The organism is Aggregatibacter sp. oral taxon 513 (assembly GCF_018128305.1).
GTDB classification, from domain to species: Bacteria; Pseudomonadota; Gammaproteobacteria; order Enterobacterales; family Pasteurellaceae; genus Aggregatibacter; species Aggregatibacter segnis_A.
Window position 1 is genome coordinate 1,838,732 of sequence record NZ_CP072381.1, and the last position, 25,183, is coordinate 1,863,914.

33 protein-coding genes are annotated in these 25,183 nt (G+C 45.2%); 30 read left to right on the forward strand and 3 right to left on the reverse strand.

Translation table 11 applies throughout. The features are described 5' to 3' along the window. Positions 1–65 precede the first annotated feature (65 nt). The 16 genes from J5A60_RS08890 (at position 66) to J5A60_RS08965 (ending at position 12,052) form a co-directional block, all read left to right on the forward strand. Entirely contained in the window at positions 66–395 is a 330-nt protein-coding gene (locus J5A60_RS08890; protein WP_050693015.1) for a DUF2730 family protein, read from the forward strand. Further along, positions 395–697 carry a hypothetical protein gene (locus J5A60_RS08895; RefSeq protein ID WP_204100870.1) on the forward strand — a complete coding sequence of 101 codons (303 nt, stop codon included), beginning with the start codon at positions 395–397 and terminating at the stop codon, positions 695–697. Before J5A60_RS08890 ends, J5A60_RS08895 begins: the two co-directional genes overlap by 1 nt. Positions 698–719: 22 nt before the next feature. Continuing rightward, positions 720–1,289 carry a DUF3486 family protein gene (locus tag J5A60_RS08900; RefSeq protein ID WP_140537428.1) on the forward strand — a complete coding sequence of 190 codons (570 nt, stop codon included), beginning with the start codon at positions 720–722 and terminating at the stop codon, positions 1,287–1,289. After that, positions 1,276–2,586, forward strand: coding sequence for a terminase large subunit domain-containing protein (locus J5A60_RS08905; protein ID WP_212510127.1), 1,311 nt, complete (start codon positions 1,276–1,278; stop codon positions 2,584–2,586). The genes J5A60_RS08900 and J5A60_RS08905 overlap by 14 nt, the downstream gene beginning before the upstream one ends. 122 nt (positions 2,587–2,708) lie before the next feature. Continuing rightward, on the forward strand, positions 2,709–4,151 hold the full coding sequence (locus J5A60_RS08910) for a DUF935 domain-containing protein (protein WP_212510128.1): 1,443 nt from the start codon (positions 2,709–2,711) through the stop codon (positions 4,149–4,151). Then, entirely contained in the window at positions 4,151–5,407 is a 1,257-nt protein-coding gene (locus J5A60_RS08915) for a phage minor head protein (protein WP_212510129.1), read from the forward strand. The genes J5A60_RS08910 and J5A60_RS08915 overlap by 1 nt, the downstream gene beginning before the upstream one ends. A gap of 126 nt (positions 5,408–5,533) precedes the next feature. Further along, positions 5,534–5,998, forward strand: coding sequence for a phage virion morphogenesis protein (locus J5A60_RS08920; protein ID WP_212510130.1), 465 nt, complete (start codon positions 5,534–5,536; stop codon positions 5,996–5,998). A gap of 248 nt (positions 5,999–6,246) precedes the next feature. Next, positions 6,247–7,350 (forward strand): peptidase, encoded by a 1,104-nt coding sequence (locus J5A60_RS08925; protein ID WP_212510131.1) that lies wholly within the window; start codon positions 6,247–6,249, stop codon positions 7,348–7,350. Positions 7,351–7,362: 12 nt separating this feature from the next. Beyond that, entirely contained in the window at positions 7,363–8,289 is a 927-nt protein-coding gene (locus J5A60_RS08930; RefSeq protein ID WP_109103615.1) for a hypothetical protein, read from the forward strand. A 70-nt stretch (positions 8,290–8,359) separates the two neighbouring features. Further along, positions 8,360–8,704, forward strand: a complete 345-nt coding sequence (locus tag J5A60_RS08935) for a hypothetical protein (RefSeq protein ID WP_212510132.1) — start codon at positions 8,360–8,362, stop codon at positions 8,702–8,704. After that, positions 8,704–9,138: a gp436 family protein gene (locus J5A60_RS08940; RefSeq protein ID WP_212510133.1), complete on the forward strand. Its 435-nt coding sequence runs from the start codon at positions 8,704–8,706 to the stop codon at positions 9,136–9,138. The genes J5A60_RS08935 and J5A60_RS08940 overlap by 1 nt, the downstream gene beginning before the upstream one ends. 1 nt (position 9,139) lies before the next feature. Further along, a complete protein-coding gene (locus J5A60_RS08945; protein WP_212510134.1) occupies positions 9,140–9,625 on the forward strand; it encodes a Gp37 family protein in 486 nt (161 codons plus the stop codon). Positions 9,626–9,634: 9 nt separating this feature from the next. Beyond that, positions 9,635–11,017: a phage tail sheath subtilisin-like domain-containing protein gene (locus tag J5A60_RS08950; protein ID WP_212510135.1), complete on the forward strand. Its 1,383-nt coding sequence runs from the start codon at positions 9,635–9,637 to the stop codon at positions 11,015–11,017. 12 nt (positions 11,018–11,029) lie between these two features. Next, positions 11,030–11,548 carry a phage major tail tube protein gene (locus J5A60_RS08955; protein WP_212510136.1) on the forward strand — a complete coding sequence of 173 codons (519 nt, stop codon included), beginning with the start codon at positions 11,030–11,032 and terminating at the stop codon, positions 11,546–11,548. 100 nt (positions 11,549–11,648) lie between these two features. Continuing rightward, entirely contained in the window at positions 11,649–11,897 is a 249-nt protein-coding gene (locus tag J5A60_RS08960; protein WP_102703889.1) for a phage tail assembly protein, read from the forward strand. 23 nt (positions 11,898–11,920) lie between these two features. Further along, entirely contained in the window at positions 11,921–12,052 is a 132-nt protein-coding gene (locus J5A60_RS08965) for a GpE family phage tail protein (protein ID WP_048750469.1), read from the forward strand. 12 nt (positions 12,053–12,064) lie between these two features. Here the strand turns inward: J5A60_RS08965 and J5A60_RS08970 are convergent, their stop codons facing one another. Further along, positions 12,065–12,325, reverse strand: coding sequence for a hypothetical protein (locus J5A60_RS08970; protein WP_212510137.1), 261 nt, complete (start codon positions 12,323–12,325; stop codon positions 12,065–12,067). A gap of 36 nt (positions 12,326–12,361) precedes the next feature. On the opposite strand from J5A60_RS08970, the gene J5A60_RS08975 reads away from it, so the two are divergent. The 14 genes from J5A60_RS08975 to J5A60_RS09045 all read left to right on the forward strand — a co-directional run bounded on the left by J5A60_RS08975 (position 12,362) and on the right by J5A60_RS09045 (position 24,012). Beyond that, positions 12,362–14,632, forward strand: a complete 2,271-nt coding sequence (locus J5A60_RS08975) for a phage tail tape measure protein (RefSeq protein WP_212510138.1) — start codon at positions 12,362–12,364, stop codon at positions 14,630–14,632. Further along, positions 14,632–15,573, forward strand: a complete 942-nt coding sequence (locus J5A60_RS08980) for a phage tail protein (RefSeq protein ID WP_212510139.1) — start codon at positions 14,632–14,634, stop codon at positions 15,571–15,573. Before J5A60_RS08975 ends, J5A60_RS08980 begins: the two co-directional genes overlap by 1 nt. Beyond that, positions 15,551–15,784, forward strand: a complete 234-nt coding sequence (locus tag J5A60_RS08985; protein ID WP_212510140.1) for a tail protein X — start codon at positions 15,551–15,553, stop codon at positions 15,782–15,784. Before J5A60_RS08980 ends, J5A60_RS08985 begins: the two co-directional genes overlap by 23 nt. Further along, positions 15,777–16,955 carry a phage late control D family protein gene (locus J5A60_RS08990; RefSeq protein ID WP_212510141.1) on the forward strand — a complete coding sequence of 393 codons (1,179 nt, stop codon included), beginning with the start codon at positions 15,777–15,779 and terminating at the stop codon, positions 16,953–16,955. Before J5A60_RS08985 ends, J5A60_RS08990 begins: the two co-directional genes overlap by 8 nt. Then, complete coding sequence (locus J5A60_RS08995) at positions 16,955–17,503, forward strand: phage baseplate assembly protein V (RefSeq protein WP_212510767.1); 549 nt, start codon at positions 16,955–16,957, stop codon at positions 17,501–17,503. The genes J5A60_RS08990 and J5A60_RS08995 overlap by 1 nt, the downstream gene beginning before the upstream one ends. A gap of 59 nt (positions 17,504–17,562) precedes the next feature. Next, complete coding sequence (locus tag J5A60_RS09000) at positions 17,563–17,928, forward strand: GPW/gp25 family protein (RefSeq protein WP_212510142.1); 366 nt, start codon at positions 17,563–17,565, stop codon at positions 17,926–17,928. After that, entirely contained in the window at positions 17,925–19,031 is a 1,107-nt protein-coding gene (locus tag J5A60_RS09005) for a baseplate J/gp47 family protein (protein WP_212510143.1), read from the forward strand. The genes J5A60_RS09000 and J5A60_RS09005 overlap by 4 nt, the downstream gene beginning before the upstream one ends. After that, a complete protein-coding gene (locus J5A60_RS09010) occupies positions 19,024–19,590 on the forward strand; it encodes a phage tail protein (RefSeq protein WP_109128178.1) in 567 nt (188 codons plus the stop codon). Before J5A60_RS09005 ends, J5A60_RS09010 begins: the two co-directional genes overlap by 8 nt. A gap of 27 nt (positions 19,591–19,617) precedes the next feature. Continuing rightward, positions 19,618–21,300: a phage tail protein gene (locus J5A60_RS09015; RefSeq protein ID WP_212510144.1), complete on the forward strand. Its 1,683-nt coding sequence runs from the start codon at positions 19,618–19,620 to the stop codon at positions 21,298–21,300. Positions 21,301–21,302: 2 nt separating this feature from the next. Next, complete coding sequence (locus J5A60_RS09020) at positions 21,303–21,938, forward strand: hypothetical protein (protein WP_212510145.1); 636 nt, start codon at positions 21,303–21,305, stop codon at positions 21,936–21,938. Further along, complete coding sequence (locus J5A60_RS09025; RefSeq protein ID WP_109103601.1) at positions 21,931–22,422, forward strand: enoyl-CoA hydratase; 492 nt, start codon at positions 21,931–21,933, stop codon at positions 22,420–22,422. The genes J5A60_RS09020 and J5A60_RS09025 overlap by 8 nt, the downstream gene beginning before the upstream one ends. A 3-nt stretch (positions 22,423–22,425) precedes the next feature. Beyond that, positions 22,426–22,848 (forward strand): Gp49 family protein, encoded by a 423-nt coding sequence (locus J5A60_RS09575; RefSeq protein ID WP_239303901.1) that lies wholly within the window; start codon positions 22,426–22,428, stop codon positions 22,846–22,848. Between the two features lie 131 nt (positions 22,849–22,979). Beyond that, complete coding sequence (locus J5A60_RS09040) at positions 22,980–23,099, forward strand: Com family DNA-binding transcriptional regulator (RefSeq protein ID WP_080988235.1); 120 nt, start codon at positions 22,980–22,982, stop codon at positions 23,097–23,099. Between the two features lie 61 nt (positions 23,100–23,160). Further along, positions 23,161–24,012 (forward strand): hypothetical protein, encoded by an 852-nt coding sequence (locus J5A60_RS09045; RefSeq protein WP_212510146.1) that lies wholly within the window; start codon positions 23,161–23,163, stop codon positions 24,010–24,012. A 115-nt stretch (positions 24,013–24,127) separates the two neighbouring features. Here the strand turns inward: J5A60_RS09045 and J5A60_RS09050 are convergent, their stop codons facing one another. Together J5A60_RS09050 and J5A60_RS09055 are read right to left on the reverse strand one after the other, a co-directional pair. Beyond that, the gene (locus tag J5A60_RS09050) at positions 24,128–24,394 is read right to left on the reverse strand and encodes a YqhA family protein (protein ID WP_371817617.1); all 267 of its coding nucleotides are present in this window, start codon (positions 24,392–24,394) and stop codon (positions 24,128–24,130) included. Positions 24,395–24,604: 210 nt separating this feature from the next. After that, positions 24,605–25,135 carry a DUF4189 domain-containing protein gene (locus J5A60_RS09055; RefSeq protein ID WP_109128924.1) on the reverse strand — a complete coding sequence of 177 codons (531 nt, stop codon included), beginning with the start codon at positions 25,133–25,135 and terminating at the stop codon, positions 24,605–24,607. Positions 25,136–25,183 lie beyond the last annotated feature (48 nt).

The following is a 25,183-nucleotide window of genomic DNA, read 5'->3' on the forward strand; positions in this document are numbered from 1 at the left end:
AAGCGGCAGGTGCTGAACCATAACCTGACCTATGAAAAAATCTGCCAAAAAAAGGAACCTAAATAATGCTTGAAGCACTTGATTTTATTCAGCGGCACTGGGCGATTGTAGTGACGGTTGGCGGTGCTGTGTGGACGTATTTTTGGCTGACGATGGACAGCAAATACGCTCGCAAATCCGATGTAGCCGATTTACGTAAGGCAATTGAAACTAATGAAAAAAGCCTGTCAGAAGTGAAAGGAGAATTGCGTCATCTGCCAACCTCAAAAGAAGTGGCCGATTTGCGTTTATTAATGACGGAAATGAAAGGTAAAACCGACGTGTTAAATACCAACATTGGTAGCCTTAACCATCAAGTGAAGTTATTAATTGAAAAAGAGGTAAATAAGGAATGATGCGCCAAGATATTTTCACCAAGGATCAACGATTAGTCATTCTGCGCTCTCTTGAAGAGTGCGGTTACGATGCCAATGAAAGCATTTTAAACGATTGTTTGGATATGTACGGTCACGATATTAGCCGTGACTTGGTGCGTAATCACCTATTATGGCTTGAGGAGCAAGGCTTAATCACCATCGCTAGACTCAATAGCAACGGAAAAGAATTTTATGTGGCCACTATCACGCAACGTGGTTTAGATGTGGCGCAAGGTCGCGCTTTCGTGGACGGCGTAAAAAAGCCAAGTCCAAAGATTTAAACCCGGTTTAAAGGAGGTTTAAATGACCGACAAAAACACACGCGGCCGCGCCAGTAAAGTGGACTTATTGCCACCGAATATCAAAACCCAACTGGCGATGATGTTGCGCGACAAGCACCTTTCCCAAGCGCAAATCCTTGAAGAAATCAACGACCTGATCCGCGATTGCGGGTTAGATGACAGTTATCAATTAAGCCGCACAGGTCTTAATCGTTATGCAAGCCGCATGGAACAAATGGCGAGCAAAATCCGCAATGCGCGCGAAGTCGCCGAAATCTGGACGAAACAATTCGGCGAAGCCCCACAAAGCGACATCGGCAAACTTCTGATGGAAATCGTGAAAAACCTCGCCTTTGAAACCTCTATCGGTATGAGCGAAAACGGCAAGGCGGAACCGAAGGATTTGGCGTTGTTATCCTCCGCGATTCAGCGGTTGGAGCAGGCGGAAAGTTTAAGTTTCAAGCGTGAACAAGCTATTCGCCAAGAAACCATTAAACGCGCGGCGGAAGCCGTGGAAGAAGCCGGTAAGCAACAGGGTGTTAGTTTGGCAGATGTTCAACAAATGGTAAAAGCAGTTTATGGCATCGAATAATACCGTTCTTTATGACTATCAAAAGCGTTGGCTGAATGATAAAAGCCGATTCAAAGTGGCGATGTTTGCCCGACAAACAGGGAAAACATTTACGACCACGTTTGAAATTGTGCTGGATTGTTTAGACGCTGAGGCTAAAGGTGAACGCACTCGCTGGGTGATTTTATCTCGCGGTGAACGCCAAGCAAAAGAAGCCATGAACGAGGGTGTAAAACGCCACCTTGAAGCCTTGGGCATGGTCTGCGAAGTGCTTGAAGTGCCTTTTAAAGATGACACCACCATTAACGCCCTTGAAGTGGTCTTCCCTAATGGTTCCAAAATCACCGCACTGCCTGCCAATCCCGACACCGCGCGGGGCTTTTCTGCCAATGTATTTCTTGACGAGTTCGCCTTCCACGCCGACAGCCGTGAAATCTGGAAAGCACTGTTTCCTGTTATCTCCGCAGGTTGGAAGCTCCGCGTAGTTTCCACGCCAAACGGCAAAGGCAACAAGTTTTATGAATTGATGACGGACGTAGACAACACTGAATGGTCACGCCATACCGTTGATATTTATCAAGCGGTAGAGGACGGCTTACCACGTGACATTGACCAACTCCGTCGCGGCTTGAATGATGAAGATGCATGGGCACAAGAGTTCGAACTCAAATGGTTAGACGAAGCAAGTGCTTGGCTTTCTTATGATCTTATTGACGCTGTGGAACACCCCGACGCAGGCAAACCCGAACTCTATCAAGGTGGTTCCTGTTTTGTGGGAATGGATATTGCCGCGCGTGGCGACTTAACTGTCATTTGGGTGTTGGAGTTGGTCGGCGATATTTATTGGACGCGTGAGCTAATTACACTCAAACGCGTGCCATTGCGCGAGCAGTTGGAAGAACTCAACCGAGTGATGAAACAATATCACGTAGTAGGCGGAAACCTCGACCAAACCGGGATGGGCGAAAAAATGGTAGAAGACGCTCAGTATGAACACGGCAAGCGTATTCAAGGCACGCTCTTTAATGTCTCCACTAAACTCAAAATGGCAACCATTGGTAAAACTGCCTTTGAAGACCGCAAGATTCGCATTCCGCAAGGCAACAGCGATTTGCGCGAAGATTTGCACAAACTCAAAAAAGTGACCGGTTCAAATGGTCAGCCGCGCTTTACTGCCGAAAGTGACAGCAACGGACACGCCGACCGTACGTGGGCGTGTTTCTTGGCTTTAACATCAGCAGTGGAAGCAGTGATGCAGCCTGTGGTTGCCCACAGCCGTAAACCAAGAGCCAGCCGAAAATTAACGCAAGGATATTAACAATGATCGCCTTTGTAACTTTAACCATTTCCGCAACTGTGCTGATTTTCTACGATAAACCGTTTTGGTGGGTATTTTTATTGCTTGCCGCCTTTGTGGATTACGAAAAATAAGGAAAGCCAATGACAACCCAAAAACAAGATTTAGTCACCGTCATCGCTACCCGCGCCAAAGCTATCGACTTTTGGTCGTTTATGCATTATTTACCCAACCCTGATCCTGTTTTGAAAAAAATGGGCAAGGACATTTCGGCTTACCGTGAAATCCTATCGGACAGCCATGTGGGTGGCTGTGTGCGCCGCAGAAAAGCGGCAATCAAGGGGCTTGAATGGCGCATTACACCAACCGGCAATGAAAAAACAGACGAGATTTTGACCGCACTTTTTGACCGCTTGCCGGTGAGCCAAATCATCAACCAAATTTTAGATGCTACCCTGTTTGGCTACCAAGCCTTGGAAGTCATGTGGGAAAACCAAGACGGCTTATTATTGCCTGTTGCCGTTGTGGGAAAACCGCAAGAATGGTTTGTATTCGATGAAGAAAACCGTTTAATGCTACGTACCAAAGACAACCGCAACGGCGACCTTGTTCCGGAAAAGAAATTCCTACTTGCGACACAACAAGCGGACTATATGAATCCTTACGGACGCGCCGACCTCGCTATGTGTTTCTGGGCGGCAACGTTCAAAAAAGGTGGCTTTAAATTCTGGCTCGAATTCATGGAAAAATACGGTTCGCCTTGGCTAGTCGGCAAACATCCTCGTCAAGCGCAATCCCATGAAGTGGATGAGCTGCTGGACAGTATGGAAGAAATGCTTGGCACGGCGGTGGCGGCAATCCCTGATGACAGTTCCATTGATATGCTGGAAAGTGCAAGCAAAAGCGGTTCTTCCCAAGTATTTGATGATTTCCTGCGTTACTGTAAGTCTGAAATCGCCATTGCGCTTTTAGGGCAAAACCAAACAACCGAAGCGGAAGCCAACCGTGCCAGCGCAACGGCTGGCTTGGAAGTGACACTCGACATTCGCGATGACGACGCAAGCCTTGTGGAAGGCGTATTCAATCAATTATTGGCATGGATTTGCGAGCTGAATTTCAGTGTAGAAACATTGCCGACCTTTGATTTGTACGAACAGGAAAGCATTGACAAACTCCAAGCGGAACGTGACGGTTTACTGGTGGGCTTGGGCGTGCAGTTTACCGAGCAATATTTAATGCGCACCTATGGTTTTGAAGAAGGTGACATTGTGGTGCAAGAAATCTCCCCTAACCTATCTTTACAAAAGAGGGGGGCGGCTAAGGTAGATTTTTCCGAACCAATACCGAAATCTATCGTGGACAGCATTGGTGAGCAGTTGGAAGTCGAAGCCGAACCGTTCGTGGAGGAATGGCTACAAACCATCAAAGACCAACTTTCACAGGCGGAAAGCCTGGAAGACTTCCGTCATCAGCTCGACAGTTTAATTCCTGAATTGAGTTTCGCCGAATATGGCAAGGTGATGGCGTGGGCATCAACTACCGCGCATTTTGCCGGTCGTCAATCCGTAGAAGATGAGCGCAAATAATGAGCAAGTTCACTTTTGAAGAGCAGGTCAAATATTTTGAGAAGAAACTCAATTTACCGACCAACAGTTATTTAGACGTGCTGGGCGAAGAACATGATTATTTCTTCATGGTCGCCGGGGCGAATCGTAACGAAGTGCTTACAGCGTTTCGCGAAGCGGTGGATGAAGCGATTCAAAACGGTGAAACCCTTGAAGGTTTCCGTAAGCGCTTTGACGAGATTGTGGCAAATACCGGCTGGCAATATAACGGAGGTCGCAACTGGCGCACACGGATTATTTACGACACCAACATTTATGGTGCATATAACCGTGGGCGTTTAAAACAACACTTAGACTTGGCGGATGTATTGCCTTATTGGGAATATCACCACCACGACAACGCCCATCCGCGCCAAGAACATATCGATTTAGACGGCACGATTTTACCGGCGACTGATCCGTTCTGGCGTTACTACTACCCAATCAAAGCCTACGGTTGCCATTGCACCGTATCGGCGCATGATGAAGACGATTTAGCGGAAATGGGTAAAACCGTGAGCCAATCACCTGAAATCGAATGGGAAGAAAAACTGGTGGGCGTGCGTTCCGGTAATCCTCGCACGGTGCGTGTGCCAAAAGGTTATGATGTAGGTTTTGCACCGTATAACTTTGAACGCCTAACGCAATCTCGTGATGTGGATGTGGACAAGCTGTTGTTGCAAAAAATGACGACAGCAGAACCGCACTTAGCCAGCCTGTTGATTGATGACGTGCTGAAAAATCCGAAAGCCATGGTGTTGTTAAACGGCGCGATGAAAGACATGGTGGATACCGTAAGTACGCAAAAAATCGCACGTGGCAACATGAAATACGTGGGCGTGATTCCGGAAAACGTGATCACCAAATTAGACAATTTGGATAAAGCCCCACAAAGTGCGGTGATTGCGGTGCGTGATGATGACGTATTGCATGCACTACGCGACAGCAAACAAGCCAAGGGAATCAGCCTGCCTGTAGAATTTTGGGAGCAGTTGCCAGAAAAGCTACGCCATCCGAAGGCGATTTTATTGGACGACCAGCAAAAACAACCGACCCTGTTATTCATCTATGAAACCGAACAAGGTAAAGTGGCGGTTAAAATGGACTATGAAATCAAGCTAAAAGACGTGTTGAGCGGTAAGAAATTACCACATAAATTGAACATGGTCAGAACAGCAAGTCGTTTAGAAGATTTAAGCGCGTTAGGACGTTTTGAAGTGTTATATGGAGAATTGTGATTATTGCGGTGGTTTGCCTGATTCGAACAGGATAATGCGGGCTTATGCCAAGCAACCTTTCCAGTAGGAAACCCCCACCGCAAGATCACTATACGCCCGCGCGGAATTTAAAGCAAGAGGAAACCTATGTTAAAGATCACCCTTAACGACAATCAGGCAATTCAGAAGCTCACCGGCATCGCGAGCCAACTGCAACACCCGCGCAAACTTTATGGCTTGCTGGGTGAAACCTTGAAGAAAATTCATGCGGCACGCTTTGAAGCGGAAGTTGAGCCAACCGGTAAACGCTGGCAAGCACTTTCACCAAGAACTAAGGCGTTGAAAGCAAAGCGTGGTAAAAGTACAAAGATTTTACGGCAAGATGGCTACCTTGCAGATCGTACGGCGTATAATTACGATGACAAAGGGGTGGAGTTCGGCAGTGACGCAAAGTATGCCCGTTTGCACCAATTTGGTGGTAATGCTGGCCGCGGTAAGAAAGTGAAAATTCCTGCGCGTCCATGGTTAGGAGTGAATGCTCAAGACGAACAAAAACTTCTGAAAAAAGCCACCGCACTTTTGCAACATCAAATTAACCAAAATTTGAAATAAATCCTAAAAATCAAAATAACGCCACAAATTCGCGCTGTGGCGTTTAAATCTAAAAATAATACGATTTATCGTCTCAAAAAATTTAAATCGAATTTAAGCGATTTGAACCGCATTTAAAGCGTTTTAAATTTCAAGATAAAGTGTAATTTGCTTTTAGCCTAAAATTCCCCTTCAAAAACTTTAAAGCAGTTTAAAATCCAAACTCCTCTTTTCCCTCTATGCTAACGGTATTCAAACGAGGATACCTTATGCAACTAATCGAAATTTTCAAAGCAGGCAAACGCACCGACGCAAATGGCGTAGAAGTGGAAATCACTACAGCCGATTTGCAACAAGCCGTTGATGCCTACAACATCAATTTTCACGAATCCCCAGCCGTTATTGGACACCCTAAACACAATGCGCCCGCTTATGGTTGGGTAAAACGTCTTGAACTGGATGGCGATGTACTTAAAGCCGAATTCGACCAAATCGACCCAGAATTTGCAGAGATGGTTGAAAAAGGCCGCTTCAAGAAAATTTCTTCCTCTTTCTATCTTGCCGACAGCCCGAACAATCCTTGCCCAGGTAACTTGTATCTACGCCATGTCGGCTTTTTAGGTGCAATGCCGCCGGCAGTAAAAGGTTTGCGCAATCCGGAATTCGCTGACAACGAACAAGGCGTGGTGGATTTTTCCGATTGGGCGGAAGCAAGCCTTTGGCGACGATTGCGGGATTGGATTATCGGCACGCACGGACAGGAAGAAGCGGATAAAGCCGTGCCGGATTATTTAGTGGCAAGCGTGCAGGAAGAATCCATTCGTAACGATTTAAAACGGTATCAAAAAGACGAAATGGGCATATCTCACTTCAATGAACCGAACCCAACTTCAGAAAACCCTCAATCAACCGAAGGAGAAACCGAAATGACAGCTGAAGAAATTGAACAGCTCAAGGCAGAAAACGAAAAGTTGAAAGCCGAAAAAGCTGATGCATTACTGAATCAAGCCAAAGCCGACAATGCCGACTTTGCCGAAAGTCTCGTGAAAGCGGGCAAACTTGCCCCGGTGGCAAAACAACAAGCCATCGATTTATTGAATTACGGCTCGACAACTGCCGCAGGTGGTGTGGTTGAGTTCGGTGAAGGTGAAAGCCTACACGGCAAAATCAAAGCCTTTTTGGAAGCTCAACCGAAAGTGGTCGAATTTACCGAAGTGGCAACCAAAGACAAAGCCTCAGGCGCAGAAGACGGCACGGTTCAATATGCCGAAGGCACGTCAGCTGACGCCATCGACATGGACAAAAAAGTCCGTGCTTACATGAAAAAACACAATGTGGGCTATGTGGCCGCATTTAACGCAGTCAATCAATAAAGGAGCAAATCAATGACTGATTTATCAAAACAACGCGTTGTTGACCCAGTATTAACCGAACTCGCGCAAGGCTATTACAACGCCAACATGATTTCAGAAGTGTTATTCCCGGTTGCCGAAACGCAAAAAGAAGGCGGAAAAATTCCGACATTCGGTCGTTTGGCTTTCCGTTTACAAACCACCAAACGTGAACTCCGCGCGGCATCTAACCGTTTAACACCGGAAGACATTGGATCTTTGACCGTTGTTTTAGAAGAAAACGACATCGAATATCCGATTGACATCCGTGAAGTGAACGAAACCGAAGGTGTGTATCCATTACGTCAATATGCAACCGGTGTGACGCAAGATGTGATTGCGCTCGGTCGTGAAAAATATTGTGCCGGTTTGGCTTTAGATGAAGCGAACTACGACCAAACCAACAAAGTGACTTTGAGTGGTACTTCTCAATTCACTGATCCGAATTCTGACCCAGTTGGTGTGATTAAAGCCGGTATCCGCGCAATTAAGCGCACCACCGGTCGCAAACCAAACGTGTGTGCGATTTCCGGTGACGTGTGGGAAGTGTTAAGCGAACACCCGAAAGTGTTGGAAAAAATCAAATACGTGTCCACGGCGGTATTAACACCGGAAGACTTTGCGCGCTTAGTCAAAATTGACAAAGTGGTCATCGGTGAAGCTGTGTACGAAGAAAGCGGTGACTTAAAAGATATTTGGTCGAAAGCGATTGTATTAGCTTACGTTGCGCCAAAATCCAAAGAGCAAAAACAAAATATCTACGAACCTTCATACGGCTACACAGTACGTCGTAAAGGCGGTTTATATGTAGATACTTACACCGAAGTGGGTGGCAAAGTTGAAATCGTGCGTACCACTGACATTCACAAACCGTACATTGTGGGTAAATCAGCCGGTTACTTAATCAAAGGCTGTATTTAAACCTGATTCAAACCGCATTTAAACCCGTTTTAAGTGCGGTCATTTTTCACCTCATTTTAAGGAAGAAATCATGTCCGAATTACAGAAAAAATCGTATCTGGTTGCCGCCGCCATGGCGATTTTGCACAACGGCAAACGCTACGAGCAAGGCGACAAAATCGAACTGACTGATGAAGAAGCGGAAAAAATCTCGCTTTACATTGCGCTAGATGAAGATGAAGCGGTGCGCCAACAAGCCGAAGCAGAAGCCGAAAAACAACGTTTAGCGGCAGAAAAAGCGGAAAAGGAAGCCGCTGAAAAGGCAGCGCAAGAAGCGGCGGAAAAGGAAGCGAAGGCAAAAGACGAAGCGGAGAAAAAAGCGCAGGAAGCGGCTAAAAAACGCGGTCAGGCTAACAAAGATAAGGACGAGCAGTAATGTACATATCGGCACAAGATTTAACGGAAGTGATGAGCGAAAGCACGCTGATTGCGTTATCTAACGACACCTCACGCGCCACTGAGGCAGATATTGCGGTGCTTGCCAAAGCCTGCGCATATGCCACGGAAATCGTGGACGGCTATTTGCGCTCGCGTTATGTGTTGCCGTTAAGTCAAGTGCCGACCCTTGTACGTAATATCTGTTTGCAACTGGCGCGCTTCTGGTTGTATTCCCGCCGTCCGGAAGGCAAAGGCTTTCCAGATAATGTGAAGGAAACCCACGCGCAAGCCTTGAAGGATTTGGAGCGGATTCAAAGCGGCAAATTGCACCTTGGTTTAACCGAACTCGGTTCAGCCCAAGACGACAATTTGCCGTCCGCCCTTAAATTCAAAACAAAAGCCCCGCAGAAACTGGATTTATCAGGATATTAATATGAGTGCCACGCTCCCGATTTTAGACAGCATCCGCAAGCGGATTGAAGACAAAACGGAACAGTTCAGCATTGAATTATTTCCTGATGATTTAGAACACTACAACCTCACCGACGAATTCGGTGCGGTGCTGGTGCAGTATGCCGGCTCGAAGTTTGAAAGCATTGACAGCGTGGACATTATTCAGCAACGCCGCGTGGTGATGATTGCCCTCACGGTGATCGCCCGCAGTCAACATGACGACCATGGCGCAGTGGATATGTTGGATAAAATTCGCCTTGCCGTCGTGGGCTTTAAGCCGACCAACTGCACCGCCTGTAGTTTGGTTAGTGAGGAGTTCGCCGGCGAAGCGGACGGACTTTGGCAATATCAGCTGATGGTGCAAACGGAAACGTGGCAAGTGGAACTGCGCGAGCCTGAAAAATTACCTAAATTTACCACCGCACTTTATCGTCGTGCGGGCAACCATAAACCTAATCAACCCTAGGAGATAACTATGGCATTTCATCATGGGACAGAAACAAAACGTGAAAACGGTGGTTCTGTTGCTGTAAGTACCGTCGATGGCGCAATTATCGGTATTGTCGGCACAGCCCCAATTGGCGCGGTGAATGAACTCACCGTGTGCCAAACCACCAAAGATTTTTCAAAATTTGGGGTGATCTTAAATAAAGGCTTTACACTGCCCGATGCTTTTGACATTTTGGCGCGTTATGCCTCCGGTAAAGTGTATGTGGTCAATGTATTAGACCCGACCAAACACAAAACCAACGTCACCGACGAAACTTTAACCCAAGATAGCAACACATTACGTGCGCAAACCGCTCATGCAGGCTTATTAAATTTAACCTTAGTTTCCGACCGCACTTTAACGGAAGGTAACGATTACACCGTAGATTTGCAAACAGGTGAAATTATCCTAAAAGCAAAACACAGTGGATTAAAAGCCACCTACGACTATGCAGACCCAAGCAAAGTCACCGAAGAAGATATTAAAGGCGGCATTGATTCGGTAAGTGGTAAACGCAAAGGCTTTGAGTTATTGCGTGATGGCTTCAACCTTTACGGCGCGGACGCAAAAATTCTGATCTGCCCTGAATTTGATAAAACTGCAAGTTGTGCAGCGGCATTGGGTACGCTTGCCGATCAGCTTCATGCAAAAGCGTATATCCAGTTACCAAAAGGCACATCGCTTTCTAAAGCCATTCAAGGACGTGGGCCAATGGGAACAATCAATGCGTCAGCGAGTAATGAAAATGTTCGACATTTTTATCCTTATGCAATTGGTTCAAGTAATGAGCTTGAAAGTTTAGCCACCCACGCAGCAGGCTTACGAATGAAAGTGGACGTGGAACATGGCTACTGGTTTAGCTCCTCAAATCGTGAATTAGCCGGTGTGATTGGCATGGAAGTTCCACTGACTGCGCGTGTTGATGATAAGCAATCTGAAACTAACCAACTTAACGCAGTAGGTATCACAACCATTTTTAACTCGTTCGGTACGGGCTTTCGCTTGTGGGGGAATCGTTCATCTAACTTCCCAACAGTCACCCACATCAGTAATTTTGAAGTAGCTTCACGCACGGGCGATATTATTGATGAATCTATTCGCCAAGCAGAATTACAGTTTATTGACTTGCCGATTGATGATGCCTTAATTGATAGCTTCATTGAAACTATTGACACTTTTATGCGTTCGCAAAAATCCATTGTGGGTTATAGCGTAGGTCTTGATTACGACGAAGATTTAGTGAATGAATTTAGTCAAGGGCATATTCCATTGGTGTATGACTACACGCCAAAAATCCCGGGCGAACGTGTAACTAACCGTTCTGTAATGACCCGTAAATATTTAGTGAACTTGGTTTCACAAAGATAGGAGTAAGAAACGATGAGTATTTCAATTAACCAAATTGTGAATGCCAATGTGTACACCAACGGTGTCAGCCAAATGGGGCGCGCCAATGAGGTGAAAATTCCCGATATTGAATTTGAAACCATTGAGCATAAAGGCTTAGGTTTGCACGGTGCAATTGGGCTTCCGGCAGGAACCAATGCCATTGAAGCGGAAATTAACTGGGATAGTTTCTATCCGGAAGTGCGTGCCTTACTATTAAACCCTTATAAAAACACACAGCTGATGATTCGTTCGAATCTTCAGGTGTTTGATTCTCGTGGTTTAGCTGCAGAAGAACCGATGGTGACCATTATGAATGTGTCTGCCAGCAAAATCGGCGGGACAGGTCATAAGAATAAAGAAAATTCGGAGTTTGCCGATACGGTTAACGTTTATTCCATTAAACAAACTGTGGCAGGTAAAGAACTTTTATTTATTGACGTGCTTGCCAATATCTACCGCGTCAACGGTCAGGATATTCTGCAAAAATACCGCACTAATATCGGTCAATAAAGGATTAAAAACCTTTAAACGCCTTTAAAATCAATAAAACGGCTAATGCGATATTCTCCTTTGTGAACATTAAACAATGCACTCACAAAGGAGTTTTTTTATGTCTGAAACTATTCTCACCCTTGATTTCCCGATTCAAGATGGGCAAGGCAACACCCTCACCGAATTAAAAATCCGTCGTCCGAAAGTACGCGATATTCGCAAAATGACCGGTAAAACCGAAGCGGAACAAAGCGTAAGCTTATTGGCTATTGTGACCAACTTAGTCCCAGAAGATATTGATGAGATGGATATGGCGGATTTCCAACGCGCCGCGAAAATCATTGAGCAAATGCAAAAGGGAAAGTAAGCGCGGAAAGCCTGAATGCGGCATTGGCTGATTTAGCCTTTTGGTTCGGTTTCCAACCAAGCGAATTGGAAGATATGACCTTGGACGAAGTGGAACGTTGGCTGGAACAAGCCAACCGACAAATAAAAGCCAAATACACAAAAGCCGCTATTTAAGCGGCTTTGTTTTTAATGTCTGAACAGCGTTTGGGCGGTGGTGAAAATCCCTGTTAGGGAGGTAATGGCGACTTTCCCGGCAAAGGCAAGTAAAGCACCGATTAATGCCCACGGCAACATAAATAAGAAGGCGGATAGTCCGATAGAAATCCAGTTCAGATCATTGCTTTGTGCATAAAACGATAAGAAGTGGTAAAGGCTATATCCATAACCGCCAAAGGCAAATAAAAACACCACGGCTTGCACACTCTCCACCAGTTTTTCAGTTTTCATTTTCACCTCCTTATCAATCAAACGGGACTATAAACGATGTCGAATAAATTAGCAATTGGTTTGGTGATTACTGCGGGCGTCAGTGGTGCCATTAAAGGTATCCAGGGTGTTTGTAGTAGTTTCAAAATCCTGCGTAATGAAAGCCTTAAAACTACGCAGAAAATGGGCGCGTTGGTTAAAACAGGAATGGCAAGCCTTGGCACTTTGGCATCTTCTGCAACAGCTGTAGCCGGAACCATACGCGGACTTGCTGACCCGGCGATCAAGTTTGAAAGTGCTATGGCGGATGTGCGCAAAGTAGTGGATTTCGATACGCCCGAACAATTCAAAGAAATGGGCAATGATATTCTGAAACTGACCCGCACAATTCCTATGGCAGGCGAAGAAATTGCCGCCATCGTTGCCGCAGGTGGTCAATCAGGTGTCGCACGAGAGAATCTATTAGGCTATGCCAAAGATGCGGCGACTATGGGCGTCGCGTTCGATATGGCGGCAGGTGACGCCGGTGAAGCCATGGCAACCATGGCAAACGTACTCGGCAAACCAATTACCGAAATGGCGCAATTCGGTGATGTCATCAACCACTTGTCCGACAATGCCAATTCAAAAGCGAAGGATATTGTTAATGTCATCACACGTGTGGGTTCCGACACAAGAATGCTTGGGCTTTCCGAAAAACAATCAGCCGCACTAGGATCTACCTTCCTTTCAATGGGTAAAGCCCCGGAACTCGCCGCGCAGGCTGTGAAAGGGATGTCATCGGCATTTCTGCAACTCAAAGCGGGCGCGCACGAAAAAGAATTAAAACAGCTCGGCTTTACCACAAAAAGTTTCGCGGCGGCGATGAATAAAGACGCGCAAGGGGCGATTTCTTCTTTCATTGAGAAAGTGAAGAAAATGCCGAAGGATAAGCAATATCCGCTCCTTGCCAAAGTGTTCGGCAAACAATATGCCGATGATGTGTTGCTGTTGGCGCAAAACACCGGGGAGTACAACCGCCAGTTGGGTTTATTGCAAGAAACCGACGAGAACGGCAATTTAAAATATATCGGCTCCATGCAACGGGAGTTTGAAAACCGCAGTAATACTACAGAAAACAAACTCATCAAATTAAAAAGTAGCCTAACCGAAATCGCCACAAAAATCGGCAATGCTTTTTTACCTGTGATCACCTCTTTTGTGGAAAATATTACCCCGGTGATTTATGGCATCACGGAATGGGTGGAAACTAACCCGCAAATCATGGAGTGGGTCTTAACCATTGGCGGCGGAATTGGTGCAGTAGTCGGTGGTTTGCTGACGTTACATTCGGCATTTTCGTTTGTTACTGCCGGGCTATTGCCGTTTTTGAAACTCGGCAAATTCTTGGGTGGTTTCCTTGGTAATTTTCTGTTTTCGGCAATCAGTAAGTTATCCCTCGGCTTCGGTTATTTAATCGGCTATATACTGAAAGGCGCGATGATGTTCGGCAAAGCCATTTTCATGATGAGCCGTGCCTTGCTGACCAATCCCATCGGTTTATTGATCACCGGTATTGCGGTCGCTGCTTATCTGATTTATGACAACTGGGAAAAAATCGGACCATGGTTCTCCGAACTTTGGCAAACGGTTTCCGGTGCGTTTTCTTCCGCTTGGAACAGTATCACGAATTTCTGCTCAGAGGCATGGACGAATATCAGCAATTTCTTCACCTCTGGCATTGGTAACATCACCGCCACAATCCTTGACTGGTCGCCACTTGGTTTGTTCCAACAAGTCTTTTCTACCGTGCTTTCTTGGTTTGGGATTGATGTGCCGAGCAAGTTCAGCGATTTCGGCAAGAACATGATTGACGGCTTGGTGAACGGCATTAAAAACGCATGGGAGGGAGCAAAACAAATCGTTTCCGACCTTGGTGAAGGCATTAAAGGCTGGTTTGCGGAAAAACTCGGCATTCACTCGCCAAGCCGTGTATTTAAGGGCTACGGCGTAAATGTGGTGGAAGGTTTGGCAATCGGCATGAATAAGTCCATTCCAATGGCTGAAGACGCCTCCGATAATCTATCAAGTGCGGTCGGTTTAAACGGCGTTTCACACAACACCGGGTTACTTACAAACTATCAGCCGCTAAACCGTGCGGATGTGATGTCATCAAGCGGTATGCAATCCCAAGGCATTGTGGTGAATTTCAATCCAACCATTAATGTGAACGGTGGCGATAACAATGGCGTTTTAAATCAAGTTCAACAAGGCTTAAAGATGAGTTTAAGCGAGTTTGAAATGATGTTGAAACGCGTGTTAGACCAACAACAACGGAGAGCTTATTAATGTATTTCATGTTGGGAACCGTAGCGTTTGAACCCGTTGACTTGACGGACTTCAACGAAAGCCACTCGGCAGACTTTGCCGAACACGCGGTGTTAAAAGGCAAACCGCGCCTGCAAGCCATGGGGGAAAAGCTCACGGAACTTTCTTTTGCTATTCGTCTGCATCATAAAATCGGCGGCGTAGAAAAACGTTATCAAGCCTTGCTGTCCGCACAAGCTAAACAGGAAGCCATGCCGTTGATTATCGGACGCGGCAAATACAAAGGCAATTTTGTGATCACCGATATTTCCTCTGCGACGTTGTTTACCGACAAGTTCGGCAATGCGTTAGCGCGCGAAATGAATATCAGCCTGCGTGAGTTTGTTGGCGACATGGACGACAACCCATTGGGCGCGGCACTAAATTTAGGCAGTAATTCCCTATTAGGGTCTATCTTGCCGGAAGGCGCGCTGAAAGCTTTATCCGAAGTAAAAGAAACCGTGCAAAAAGGCGCGGAACTGTTTAATCAAGGCAGACAAATTGTAGATGAAGTCAGAAACACCATCGCCATCGTGCGTCAATTAGCCGATGACCCGATGGCAGCCCTTGCCTATTTGCCAGGCGTGTTGGGCAATTTAGACGGCGCGTTGGGCAGTTTCGGTGAACTCACCGGAATGTCCGGGTTGTTCGAAGGCATTCGTGATGTCTTGCCGGCAATCAGTGAGTTCAGCCAAGAAGCCAACGGTATTTATTCGGATTTAATGGTAATGAAAGACAGCCTGACCTTTGGCAGTCAATCTAACGGCAGTAATTGGGACGACTGGTTCAAGCCTGCGGATAATGCGTTAAGTGACATTAACGAACGTATTGATAATGCCGCCGCACCGGTAGCCGCTATGACGGCATGGATTGTTTTACGCGAAGACGAGGATGTGACACATGACACAGCAGACCGTACTTAAACACACTGTAAAACAGGGCGAACGTTGGGATAACCTCGCCTATTACTACTACGGCAACGCACTGGAATTTACGCGCATTATCAGCGCGAATCCGCATATCAGCTTATGCGAAGTGCTACCCACCGGCGCGACCGTATATATTCCGGTGTTAGACATTAAACCGACCAATAACGATTCTATGCCGCCATGGCTAAGAGGTGGTGATGAATAACGTTCCAATGCCTGATTTCTCCATGCTGTATGAAAAAACCAACATCACGGCAGATATTGAACCGCATTTGCTTGAGCTGACTTACACCGACAATCTTGAGGGCGAATCAGACGAGCTGACAGTATCGTTTGAAGATATAAGTGGCAAGTGGATTCGTCAATGGTATCCGACCCAAGGCGATAAGCTCAAGGCGGCAATCGGCTACAAAGGCGCACAGCTCACCGACATCGGCGCGTTTGAAATTGACGAGGTGGAATACAACTACCATCCGTCCTATATTCAAATCAAGGCATTAAGCACCGGCATTGCTAAGGCAAACCGCACGTTAAAGCCGAAAGCCTACGAAAACACGACACTAAAACAAATCGTCGGCATTATTGCCGGGCGTTTGAAACTGAAAATGGTCGGTACGATTAAACATATCCCGGTGAAGCGAGCAACCCAATATCAGGAACGCGACGTGGAGTTCTTGGCGCGCCTTGCCCGCGAATATCACCACAGTTTCAAAATTGTGGGTGATCAGTTGGTTTTCACCGATAAAGATGAACTGGGCAAAAGCGAAACGGTGGTGACGTTGGAAGAAAAAGACACGATTTCTATCAGCCTTCGAGACCGAATCAAAGACACTGCGAAAGAAGTGGATGTTAGCGGTTATGACGCCAACGGCAAAAAAGTCATTAAAAAACGCAAAAAAGCCAAGGCACTGCGCGAAAACATGAAGCAGGCGCAAAGTGCAAGCGGTGACACGCTGAAAGTGGTGACACGCGGTGAAACGCAAGAGCAAATTGACGCACGTGCCGACGCCGCACTGGCGGAACAAAATGACGACCAGACGGCAGGCAATATCACGGTGATCGGGAATCCGAAATTAGTGGCGGGCAGTACGCTTGCGTTGCGTAATTTAGGCATTTTTAGCGGTAAATACCTGATTAAATCTTCCCGTCACAGTATCGTGCGGGGCGGAGGTTACACCACAAGCCTTGAAGTGCGAATGTTGGAATTTATTCCGGATGATTTGCAAAACACTGGCGTGCTGACTGAAGCGAAGCCATTGGATACACTCAACGGCAAACCTGACTTGCGTTATGTGGATGACCGCTTATTACAAACCAATGCTCAAGATTACGCCTTGGCAAAGCAACAACGCCGTGAAACAGGAATAACTAAATGATGAACACGCATAATTTTGGCGCTACTTACCAAGAAGGCATTGTGTCCGCCGTTGACCCAGCAAGCCACAAAGTGCGGTGCAAAATCCCCGCGCTAGAAGATTTGGAAACTGCGTGGCTTTCGTATCTCACGCCCAACGCAGGTGGCAATCAATTTTACTGCTTGCCCGACGTGGGCGAATTAGTCGCGCTACTCCTTGACGCGCGCGGTGAGGGCGGTTGCGTGCTAGGTGCAATTTATAACGCGCAAGACCCGACACCAACTAGTGATGGCGATATGTGGATGAAGAAATTCAGTAACGGTACGGTCATTTCGCACAATCGTAAAAGCGGTGATGTCGTTGTGAAAACCAAAGGACACCTCACTGCAACAGCTGACGGTGGCGCAACCATTAACGCCGACACCACTATCAACGGCAACTTACACGCCACTGGTAAAATCACATCAGACACGGAGGTTTCTGCACCGAAAGTAACTCAAGGTAGTATTGAACTTGGCAAGCATAAACACACTGGCGATTCAGGTGGCAAAACAGGCTTGCCGGAATAGCTCACTTCTTTAAATCGCTTTAAAAGCGCTCTTCAAAATAGCCTTGTATCATCAAGGCTATGAACACACAAAACACACTCCTCACAACACACTGGCAACTTGCACCAAGTCTTGATTCTCAAGCGGTGCAAGGCGTTGATGACATTCATCAGTGCATTGACCATATTCTTTCGACGATGAAAGGCACTGATGTGTTGCGCCCTGAATTCGGCAGTGACCACTTTCAATATATCGACCAACCGGAAGATGTGGCGATACCGAATATCGTGCGTGAAATCACACTTGCCCTTAAGCGTTGGGAAAAGCGCATCAACATTGATTCTGTGGACGTTGAAGGCACGGCTCCGCACTTTGAATTTGTGATTTATTGGACACTTACCGAGGATGTGTACCGCGAAATTTACGCCACGAGGGTCGCCCAATGAATAGATATGATGTGAAAGTCGTTGATGACAACGTAGAAAGTATTTTACGCGACGCTATTGCACAGTATGAAAAACGCACCGGCAAAATCTTACAACCGGCACACATTGAACGTTTACTTATCAACGTGTATGCACTGCGTGAGAGCCTAGCGCGCCAAGGTATTAACGAAGCCTTTCGCCAAACCTTTCCGCAATATGCCACAGGCTTGGCGTTGGATTTATGTGGGGAAACTTTTGGTTGTTATCGCTTATTAGATAAACCTGCTCGCACGATTTTACGTTTTAGTATCACAGGCGATCACCCGTCTGTTTTAATCCCGAAGGGTACGCGCGTTGCCGTCACCGATGATATTGAATTCATCACGCTCAACGATGATGTGATCACCCCGCTGATTTCTTATGTTGAAATCGAAGCCGCCTGTAATAAAGCCGGTAAAGTCGGCAACGGTTGGGAGCTTGGGCGTGTAAAAACACTCAAAAGTGCGGTCAATTTTTCAGGTGAAATCACTATCGCTAACATTGATGTGCCAAGTGGCGGTTTAGCGCGCGAAGAAGATGACGACTACCGCAAGCGGATTCTTGCCGCACCGGAAGCTTTCACAAGTTGTGGTTCCATTGCGGCTTACGATTACCACACCCGCGCTGTATCGCAAGACATCGCCGATGTGAATGTATCCAATCCACGTGGCGGTTTAGTGCGCATTACCGTGCTCACAAAAACAGGCTTGCCCGACAGTCGCTTGTTAAATGACGTAAAACAATATGTTAGCCCGGAACGTCGTCGCCCATTGTGCGACACCGTGGAAGTGATTGCACCGACCAAACGCGACTACCAAATCAACGCCACATTAACGCTACTCGACGGCTACCGCGAAGACATTGTGAAAACCAAAGCCCGTGATGCGCTTCAACTGTATTTATCCGATAAAACCAAGAAGCTCGGTATTGATGTTGTGCCGTCTGCCATTATCAGCGCATTGCGTGTTGAGGGCGTGTATGACGTGAATCTGATTGCCCCGGCAAAAATCATCGTAGGTGAAACCGAATGGGCAAACTGCACCGCAATCAATATCAATGTCGCACCGGAGCGTAGCAATGGCTAATTTGACTTATGCGGATGTGATTGAGCGTGAAACCAAATACAAAACCTTGGCGGATTTAAGCGGGCGCATGAATGCGTTGGATAAAAGCAAAGTGATGACGACTTTAGTCGAACTGCTTGATGATGGATTTATCCAGCTTCTTGCCGAAAAATGGAGTGTGACGGGTTACGACGGCTCATTTTTAGCAGAAAACGACCATTCCAAACGCAGTTTAATCAAAGTCGCCATCGAATTGCACCGCTACAAAGGCACACCTTGGTCAATTCGTGAAGTATTTCGCCGCTTAGGCTTCGGCGAAATCGATATTGACGAAGGCTTAAAAGCGCGGACCTATGAACACAAATTTGTGCAAACCATACCGCTGAGTGACAAATGGGCTTATTACGCCATTCGTCTGAATCAACCGATTACCAATGAACAAGCGCAACAGCTACGCAAAATCTTACGCAACTTTGCCCCGGCACGTTGCACATTAGCCGTGCTGGATTATAAAGCCGTGCCAGTGCGTTACAACAACAAAGCCCGTTATAACGGCAGTTATAACCACGGTTCAAACTAGATTTAAACCTCATTTAAAGGATGTTTTATGGCTAACCTGAAAGAACAAGAAAAGTGGGAAGACGGAGTTTATCAAATTGAAGAAAACGATCCTGTATTGGGCGGTGAAAATGGCATTACGAACAAACCAGCCAAACAGCTCGCCAATCGAACCCTGTGGCTCAAAAAGTTTTTGGAGTTACTCGGCAAAAAATCCGCACCGAAAGATTTAACTGCAGATAGCACAAGCACAGCTGATGAATCCGGTCATAGTCATAAATTACCGGTAGGATCAACCACCCAAAAGGGCATCTGGCAAGCGACTAGCGATACCGGGTTAGATAGTGAAGGCTTAGTGTTTACGGCCAAGGGAGCTAAAAAACTAGCGCAAATTATTGCCAATGTACAAATAGCAGTAAGCCAAAAATGGACAGCAAAATCGGCAACAGAAACCGAGCCTGGTATTTTACCGGTATCCCACAAAACAGATGGCACAGCTAAAGACAAATTCGCCAGTGAATTTGCCGTTGGGGAGGCAGCAAAAAAAGGCTTGCCGGTTGGCTCAATTGTGGCTTTTCCGACTGCGGTAACAAAGCCGAATGGCTTTTTAAGAGCCAACGGCTCAACGTTTAATGCGTCCGCGTTTCCTGATTTGTACAAAGTGCTCGGTAACTCCAACACTTTGCCTGATCTAACGCGTAGTGATGTCGGCATGACAGCATATTTTGCAACCGACGCAATCCCCGCGGGATGGATTGCGTTTGATGACATTGCGGCGCAAGTTACACAGCAACGCTATCCCGAGCTATACCGTCATTTAGTTGCTAAATACGGCTCCATTTCTGCAGTGCCAAAAGCCGCGGATAGATTTATTCGTAATGCAGAGGCGGGTTTACAAGTTGGGCAAACGCAAGAAGACACAATTAAAACCCATAAAATTCAAGTGCCGGATAGTTCTTATCCGGGAAATAACATGGGGATTTTTCATTATGGCGAACGAGGGAATCTGAATGACCAAAATTACAACGAATTAACTTATAACGGCGGCGATGAAACCCGTCCGAAATCTCTCGTACTCAAACTGTGTATTAAAGCGGTAAATAGTTTTGACGACGTGCAATTTTGGATTAAATCTCACGGCGAAGTTGTCAATATCGGCGCGTTAGATGCGGGACGGTTATCGCAAGGTTTGCAAGATAAAGCTGACCGCAATCATACGCACACAGTATCTGATATTGTTGATTTTAATAGTAGCGTGACGGAGTTGATTAAAAATGTCGTGCGCAAAACGTATCAACAAACAAAACAACATAAAAAGAAAATAAAAATCCGAGTAAAAAAAGGGCCAAGTTACGTTTATGAAGACGGAGAAGAAACAATTAATATTCAAACCGAAGGAACTATGACAGTTTACCCAAACGGAAAAATTGAACAAATTATTGCCTTTCGTAATTTTTCGCCGACATGGTTTGGAGCAGAAACAAACGACAACGCGTTACACATCCCTGTGCAATTATGGTCATCTATGCCGAATAAAGTGGATTACGTCACTGTGTTTTTAAACAAGACAAAATCTGGCGCCCAATATGCAAGCGAAGCAACGGAATGGATTTTAGGTTGGGCTGAAGATATACAAGAGCAAATCAAAGATAAAGTCACAATTCGAGCAGTGCGTTGGACGGGAGGTCAAGATGAACCCGTAGATTTAATCATTAAAGTAGAGGGCTATTAAATATGTATTTGCTAAACATCATTGATAAAGACGGGCATTTTGAACTGATTGATAGCGATTTTATCGCGCTTTATAACATCGACAAATCAACGCTTATTGAGTTGACAGACACGCAATATGCGCATTATTTAACGCTCAATTCAGACGACATCACATTTAAAGACGGCACGTTTCACGCCCGCTCGTTCCGCCCATCGGCGGCGCATGAATGGGACGGCAAAGCATGGGAAATTCCACCCAAAAAACTAACCGCCCTTTTAGCAGAAAAGCGCGCACAATTAATCGATGAAATCGATAAAAAAGCCGAAACGATTTACAGCGTATGGACACGTTTTGAAGCGGAATATAAAGCCCGCAAAGAAGCGGCAGAAGTGTTTAAAGCGAGCGGTTACAAAGGTGAGCCGAGCATTTATATCACCAGTTTTGCCACACCGGCAGGCGTGGACAACAAAACCGCGACAGAAATTATATTGCAACAGGCAGCAGGATTACAAAAGCTACAAGACCACCTGGCGGCATTGCGTATGCGTAAATACGAGTTAAAACACCCTAACTTAACGCTTGAACAATTACAAGCGATTAGCGATGACATCATCAAACAAATGGACGAACTAATGGAGGCTTATAAAAATGGCTGATAATGTGTATTTAGCCCTTTACAAGGGCAAAAAAACAGGCATAAACCCTACCGCACTTTTAGCACGTTTTTCGGATTGGATTACCCGAAAACTAACAAAAGGGCCTTACTCTCACTGCGAGATTGCTGTTGAACGTATTGAGTACACATCAGGTCATCACTATGAGCATGAGCTTCATTATGACTGTTATTCTTCTTCCATCCGTGATGGCGGAGTGCGTTGTAAAGAGATTGATCTCGCTGAAAGAGATAAGTGGGATTTGGTGTTGCTTGATGGTGTAAGCGAAGCAGAGGTTAAGTTTTATTTCAATGCTACAAAAGGGAGTAAATACGATTGGTGGGGTGCAATTGGCATTGTATTAGGCATCAAACAAAAACGCAGTAAATATTTTTGCTCTGAGTGGTGTTTCAATGCAATCACCGGTAAAACTCAAGGTTGGCGATTCAGCCCAAATCAACTAGCAACGATCTTTAAAAAAGGATAAGCAATGAATAAACTTACCATTGAATATTTAACAGAATTAGTGGATGACGTTGAGTATGTACATCAAGGTTTACTGACTATCTGCACAATTACGTTAAAAAATGGCTACAAATTGGCTGGCACTAGCGTCTGTGTTGATAATCAAAACTATGATCCGCTTATCGGTAACAATTGTGCTTTTGCCAACGCGCTCGATAAATTGTGGGAACTGGAGAGTTATCTGTTAAAGCAAAAAATTTACGAAAGCCAAAATAACAAAGTAACCTTACGCAACGGCAATCAAGGCGAGGTTGTATATACAAGCCCATTCGGCAAGTTGCTAGTGATTGAAGATAATGGTGACGAATTACCGGCAGTGCATTGGCATAATGCGGAGGGTTCGTTTTATGCGGATTGTGCGAGTGATTTAGATATAGTTCAAGAATAAAGACGGCGACACTATCTGTGCGGTAACACGGATAATGCCAGCTAAGCAGAATGAGCCTGCATATAGCTATATGCCGCCTACCTCGCGAGGCAGGCGGGATTTTAACAAAACCGCTAAAAATGGGAAAGTATATGCAGAATTTAAAAGAGATCCGTTGCCAATGTTGTAATAAATTATTGGCAAAAGTCGGCACAGTGAAACGTTTAGAAATCAAATGTAGTCGCTGTAAAACTATTAACCACATCAATTAACTTGATTTGAGTGTCGGAGTGTCAAGAACACCGGAACGCCATAGATAAGAAGGAAAACACTATGGCAAATCAAGCCCAAAGAAACTTTAAGCAAGCGCCGTTACCATTTATCGGACAAAAAAGAATGTTCTTAAAGCATTTTGAACGCGTGCTGATGGAAAACATCAATAACGATGGTGAAGGTTGGACGATTATAGACGTATTTGGTGGGAGTGGTTTGTTAAGCCACGCCGCGAAACGAATTAAACCAAAAGCAAGTGTTATCTATAATGATTTTGATGGATATTCAGACAGACTAAAACACATAAGCGATATAAATCGTTTACGTGAAATACTCTATCAAACCGTTGATGGGATTATACCAAAAAATAAGCGAATAAGCAAACATTTAAAGCAAGAAATTATAAATAAAATCAAAGCCTTTAAAGGTTTTTTAGACCTAAACTCATTATCCAGCTGGTTGCTTTTTAGCGGTCAACAAGTAGCTTCACTAGATGAACTATACGGAAAAGATTTTTGGCATTGTATTCGTCAATCAGACTACCCTGAAGCCATAGGATATTTAGATGGCATTGAAGTAATACGGGAATCTTTTCATGTTTTATTGCCAAAATTTAAAGATAATCCCAAGACATTATTTATATTAGATCCGCCATACCTATGCACTCGACAGGAAAGCTATAAACAAGCAACCTATTTTGACCTAATAGACTTCTTAAGGCTTATCAATTTAACAAGGCCGCCTTACATCTTCTTTAGTTCAACAAAGTCTGAGTTCATCAGGTTCATAGAGTACACCCAAGAACAGCAAGTAGATAATTGGGAGTCATTTGCGGGAGCTAAAAGAATAGTGGTAAATGCTTCAGCAAGTTATTCTGGCAAATATGAAGACAACCTGATTTATAAATTCTAAAATTTAAACGCCCTTCAAAGTTAATTTAAAGGGCGTTTTATTTTCTCAAAATTAGCGGTTAAAATTCGCTTAAAATGGGAAATAACGGATTTTTCCAAATTCCCATTTTTAGCGGTTATGTTTCCCAAAATTCGCGGCCGGCTACAATCGCAATTGCTGAAATCAAGAAAGCAAAATGAATAATTACTTCCCACATAATTGTTTTTTCAGGAATTTTTGAGGCATTCACAAAGGTTTGCAATAAGTGAATAGACGAAATGCTGATAATTGACATAGAAAGTTTAACTTTCAGCACGGTCGCATTCACATGGCCCCAATGATAGCGCCAGCGTCCACGCTGGTGCTGTTTAATAAAAATATTGTGAATTTTACTCATAACCATCGGAAGAGCCAATATTCAAAATTCTTTGAATTTTTTGACCGCACTTTTAGTTGATAGGCACAAGCGAGGACGCTTGCGCCATCGTGGGGGGGGTGCAGATCACTTGTATCAAGAAGATTAAGGTAGTGCGAAGCTTTTTAAAATTCATGCACAAGTATGTTTGATAAATATGCGTGAATTTTCTACATTTACATACACTATCTTAAAAGTTTATTGATACATAAAGTATGGATAATTCGCGTCTAATTGACGAATTTCAATTTGGCAATTTTTAGCTTTGCTGGCTTGGCAATTTAATAACGCTTCCTGTTCAACTGCGCCACAGATGCCAGAACGAGAGAAGAAGTAAGTCCAATTCCCGTTTTTATCTTTTGACGATGCCATAGCAAGACAGCCATTTAATTGTGTTGCCGCCCCTTCACATTCTCCTCGTTCTGCTTTTTCACAGTGCAATCTTGCATCCATGATAGCCGTAGATTCGCCTAAAAAGCCGCTTGACCATCCCCAATCTCCAGTGGCTTTATTGATGGCAATGGCAGCATAGTAGTCAGAACCTACGGGTGGCCCTACTTGCGCATTTGAATATCCCCCTTGCGGAGGGGCCGAATTATACATAATCATTCTTCCATCAGGACCAATAATTCGACACGTTCCAGTTGTTGGGTCAAATTGCCCACCACAGCTATTCGCATAGGAGGTGAAAGCAAGCATCATTAATGGGATTAACCAATATTTTTTCATTTTTGATTCCTTGTGAAAAATCCTGTGAGGTTTATCTTCTCTTTATGG

What these genes read in the sequence shown, in the direction of transcription:
- J5A60_RS09005 (WP_212510143.1), top strand. Translation starts at nt 17,925, where the DNA reads ATGAATAGATATGATGTGAAAGTCGTTGATGACAACGTAGAAAGTATT.
- J5A60_RS08895 (WP_204100870.1), top strand. Translation starts at nt 395, where the DNA reads ATGCGCCAAGATATTTTCACCAAGGATCAACGATTAGTCATTCTGCGC.
- J5A60_RS09025 (WP_109103601.1), top strand. Translation starts at nt 21,931, where the DNA reads ATGGCTGATAATGTGTATTTAGCCCTTTACAAGGGCAAAAAAACAGGC.
- J5A60_RS08960 (WP_102703889.1), top strand. Translation starts at nt 11,649, where the DNA reads ATGTCTGAAACTATTCTCACCCTTGATTTCCCGATTCAAGATGGGCAA.
- J5A60_RS09010 (WP_109128178.1), top strand. Translation starts at nt 19,024, where the DNA reads ATGGCTAATTTGACTTATGCGGATGTGATTGAGCGTGAAACCAAATAC.
- J5A60_RS08930 (WP_109103615.1), top strand. Translation starts at nt 7,363, where the DNA reads ATGACTGATTTATCAAAACAACGCGTTGTTGACCCAGTATTAACCGAA.
- J5A60_RS08975 (WP_212510138.1), top strand. Translation starts at nt 12,362, where the DNA reads ATGTCGAATAAATTAGCAATTGGTTTGGTGATTACTGCGGGCGTCAGT.
- J5A60_RS09055 (WP_109128924.1), bottom strand. Translation starts at nt 25,135, where the DNA reads ATGAAAAAATATTGGTTAATCCCATTAATGATGCTTGCTTTCACCTCC.
- J5A60_RS08935 (WP_212510132.1), top strand. Translation starts at nt 8,360, where the DNA reads ATGTCCGAATTACAGAAAAAATCGTATCTGGTTGCCGCCGCCATGGCG.
- J5A60_RS08980 (WP_212510139.1), top strand. Translation starts at nt 14,632, where the DNA reads ATGTATTTCATGTTGGGAACCGTAGCGTTTGAACCCGTTGACTTGACG.
- J5A60_RS08900 (WP_140537428.1), top strand. Translation starts at nt 720, where the DNA reads ATGACCGACAAAAACACACGCGGCCGCGCCAGTAAAGTGGACTTATTG.
- J5A60_RS08910 (WP_212510128.1), top strand. Translation starts at nt 2,709, where the DNA reads ATGACAACCCAAAAACAAGATTTAGTCACCGTCATCGCTACCCGCGCC.
- J5A60_RS09015 (WP_212510144.1), top strand. Translation starts at nt 19,618, where the DNA reads ATGGCTAACCTGAAAGAACAAGAAAAGTGGGAAGACGGAGTTTATCAA.
- J5A60_RS08955 (WP_212510136.1), top strand. Translation starts at nt 11,030, where the DNA reads ATGAGTATTTCAATTAACCAAATTGTGAATGCCAATGTGTACACCAAC.
- J5A60_RS09575 (WP_239303901.1), top strand. Translation starts at nt 22,426, where the DNA reads ATGAATAAACTTACCATTGAATATTTAACAGAATTAGTGGATGACGTT.
- J5A60_RS08925 (WP_212510131.1), top strand. Translation starts at nt 6,247, where the DNA reads ATGCAACTAATCGAAATTTTCAAAGCAGGCAAACGCACCGACGCAAAT.
- J5A60_RS08920 (WP_212510130.1), top strand. Translation starts at nt 5,534, where the DNA reads ATGTTAAAGATCACCCTTAACGACAATCAGGCAATTCAGAAGCTCACC.
- J5A60_RS08970 (WP_212510137.1), bottom strand. Translation starts at nt 12,325, where the DNA reads ATGAAAACTGAAAAACTGGTGGAGAGTGTGCAAGCCGTGGTGTTTTTA.
- J5A60_RS08915 (WP_212510129.1), top strand. Translation starts at nt 4,151, where the DNA reads ATGAGCAAGTTCACTTTTGAAGAGCAGGTCAAATATTTTGAGAAGAAA.
- J5A60_RS09040 (WP_080988235.1), top strand. Translation starts at nt 22,980, where the DNA reads ATGCAGAATTTAAAAGAGATCCGTTGCCAATGTTGTAATAAATTATTG.
- J5A60_RS09000 (WP_212510142.1), top strand. Translation starts at nt 17,563, where the DNA reads ATGAACACACAAAACACACTCCTCACAACACACTGGCAACTTGCACCA.
- J5A60_RS08945 (WP_212510134.1), top strand. Translation starts at nt 9,140, where the DNA reads ATGAGTGCCACGCTCCCGATTTTAGACAGCATCCGCAAGCGGATTGAA.
- J5A60_RS08985 (WP_212510140.1), top strand. Translation starts at nt 15,551, where the DNA reads ATGACACAGCAGACCGTACTTAAACACACTGTAAAACAGGGCGAACGT.
- J5A60_RS09020 (WP_212510145.1), top strand. Translation starts at nt 21,303, where the DNA reads ATGTATTTGCTAAACATCATTGATAAAGACGGGCATTTTGAACTGATT.
- J5A60_RS09045 (WP_212510146.1), top strand. Translation starts at nt 23,161, where the DNA reads ATGGCAAATCAAGCCCAAAGAAACTTTAAGCAAGCGCCGTTACCATTT.
- J5A60_RS08990 (WP_212510141.1), top strand. Translation starts at nt 15,777, where the DNA reads ATGAATAACGTTCCAATGCCTGATTTCTCCATGCTGTATGAAAAAACC.
- J5A60_RS08890 (WP_050693015.1), top strand. Translation starts at nt 66, where the DNA reads ATGCTTGAAGCACTTGATTTTATTCAGCGGCACTGGGCGATTGTAGTG.
- J5A60_RS08940 (WP_212510133.1), top strand. Translation starts at nt 8,704, where the DNA reads ATGTACATATCGGCACAAGATTTAACGGAAGTGATGAGCGAAAGCACG.
- J5A60_RS08950 (WP_212510135.1), top strand. Translation starts at nt 9,635, where the DNA reads ATGGCATTTCATCATGGGACAGAAACAAAACGTGAAAACGGTGGTTCT.
- J5A60_RS09050 (WP_371817617.1), bottom strand. Translation starts at nt 24,394, where the DNA reads ATGGTTATGAGTAAAATTCACAATATTTTTATTAAACAGCACCAGCGT.
- J5A60_RS08995 (WP_212510767.1), top strand. Translation starts at nt 16,955, where the DNA reads ATGAACACGCATAATTTTGGCGCTACTTACCAAGAAGGCATTGTGTCC.
- J5A60_RS08905 (WP_212510127.1), top strand. Translation starts at nt 1,276, where the DNA reads ATGGCATCGAATAATACCGTTCTTTATGACTATCAAAAGCGTTGGCTG.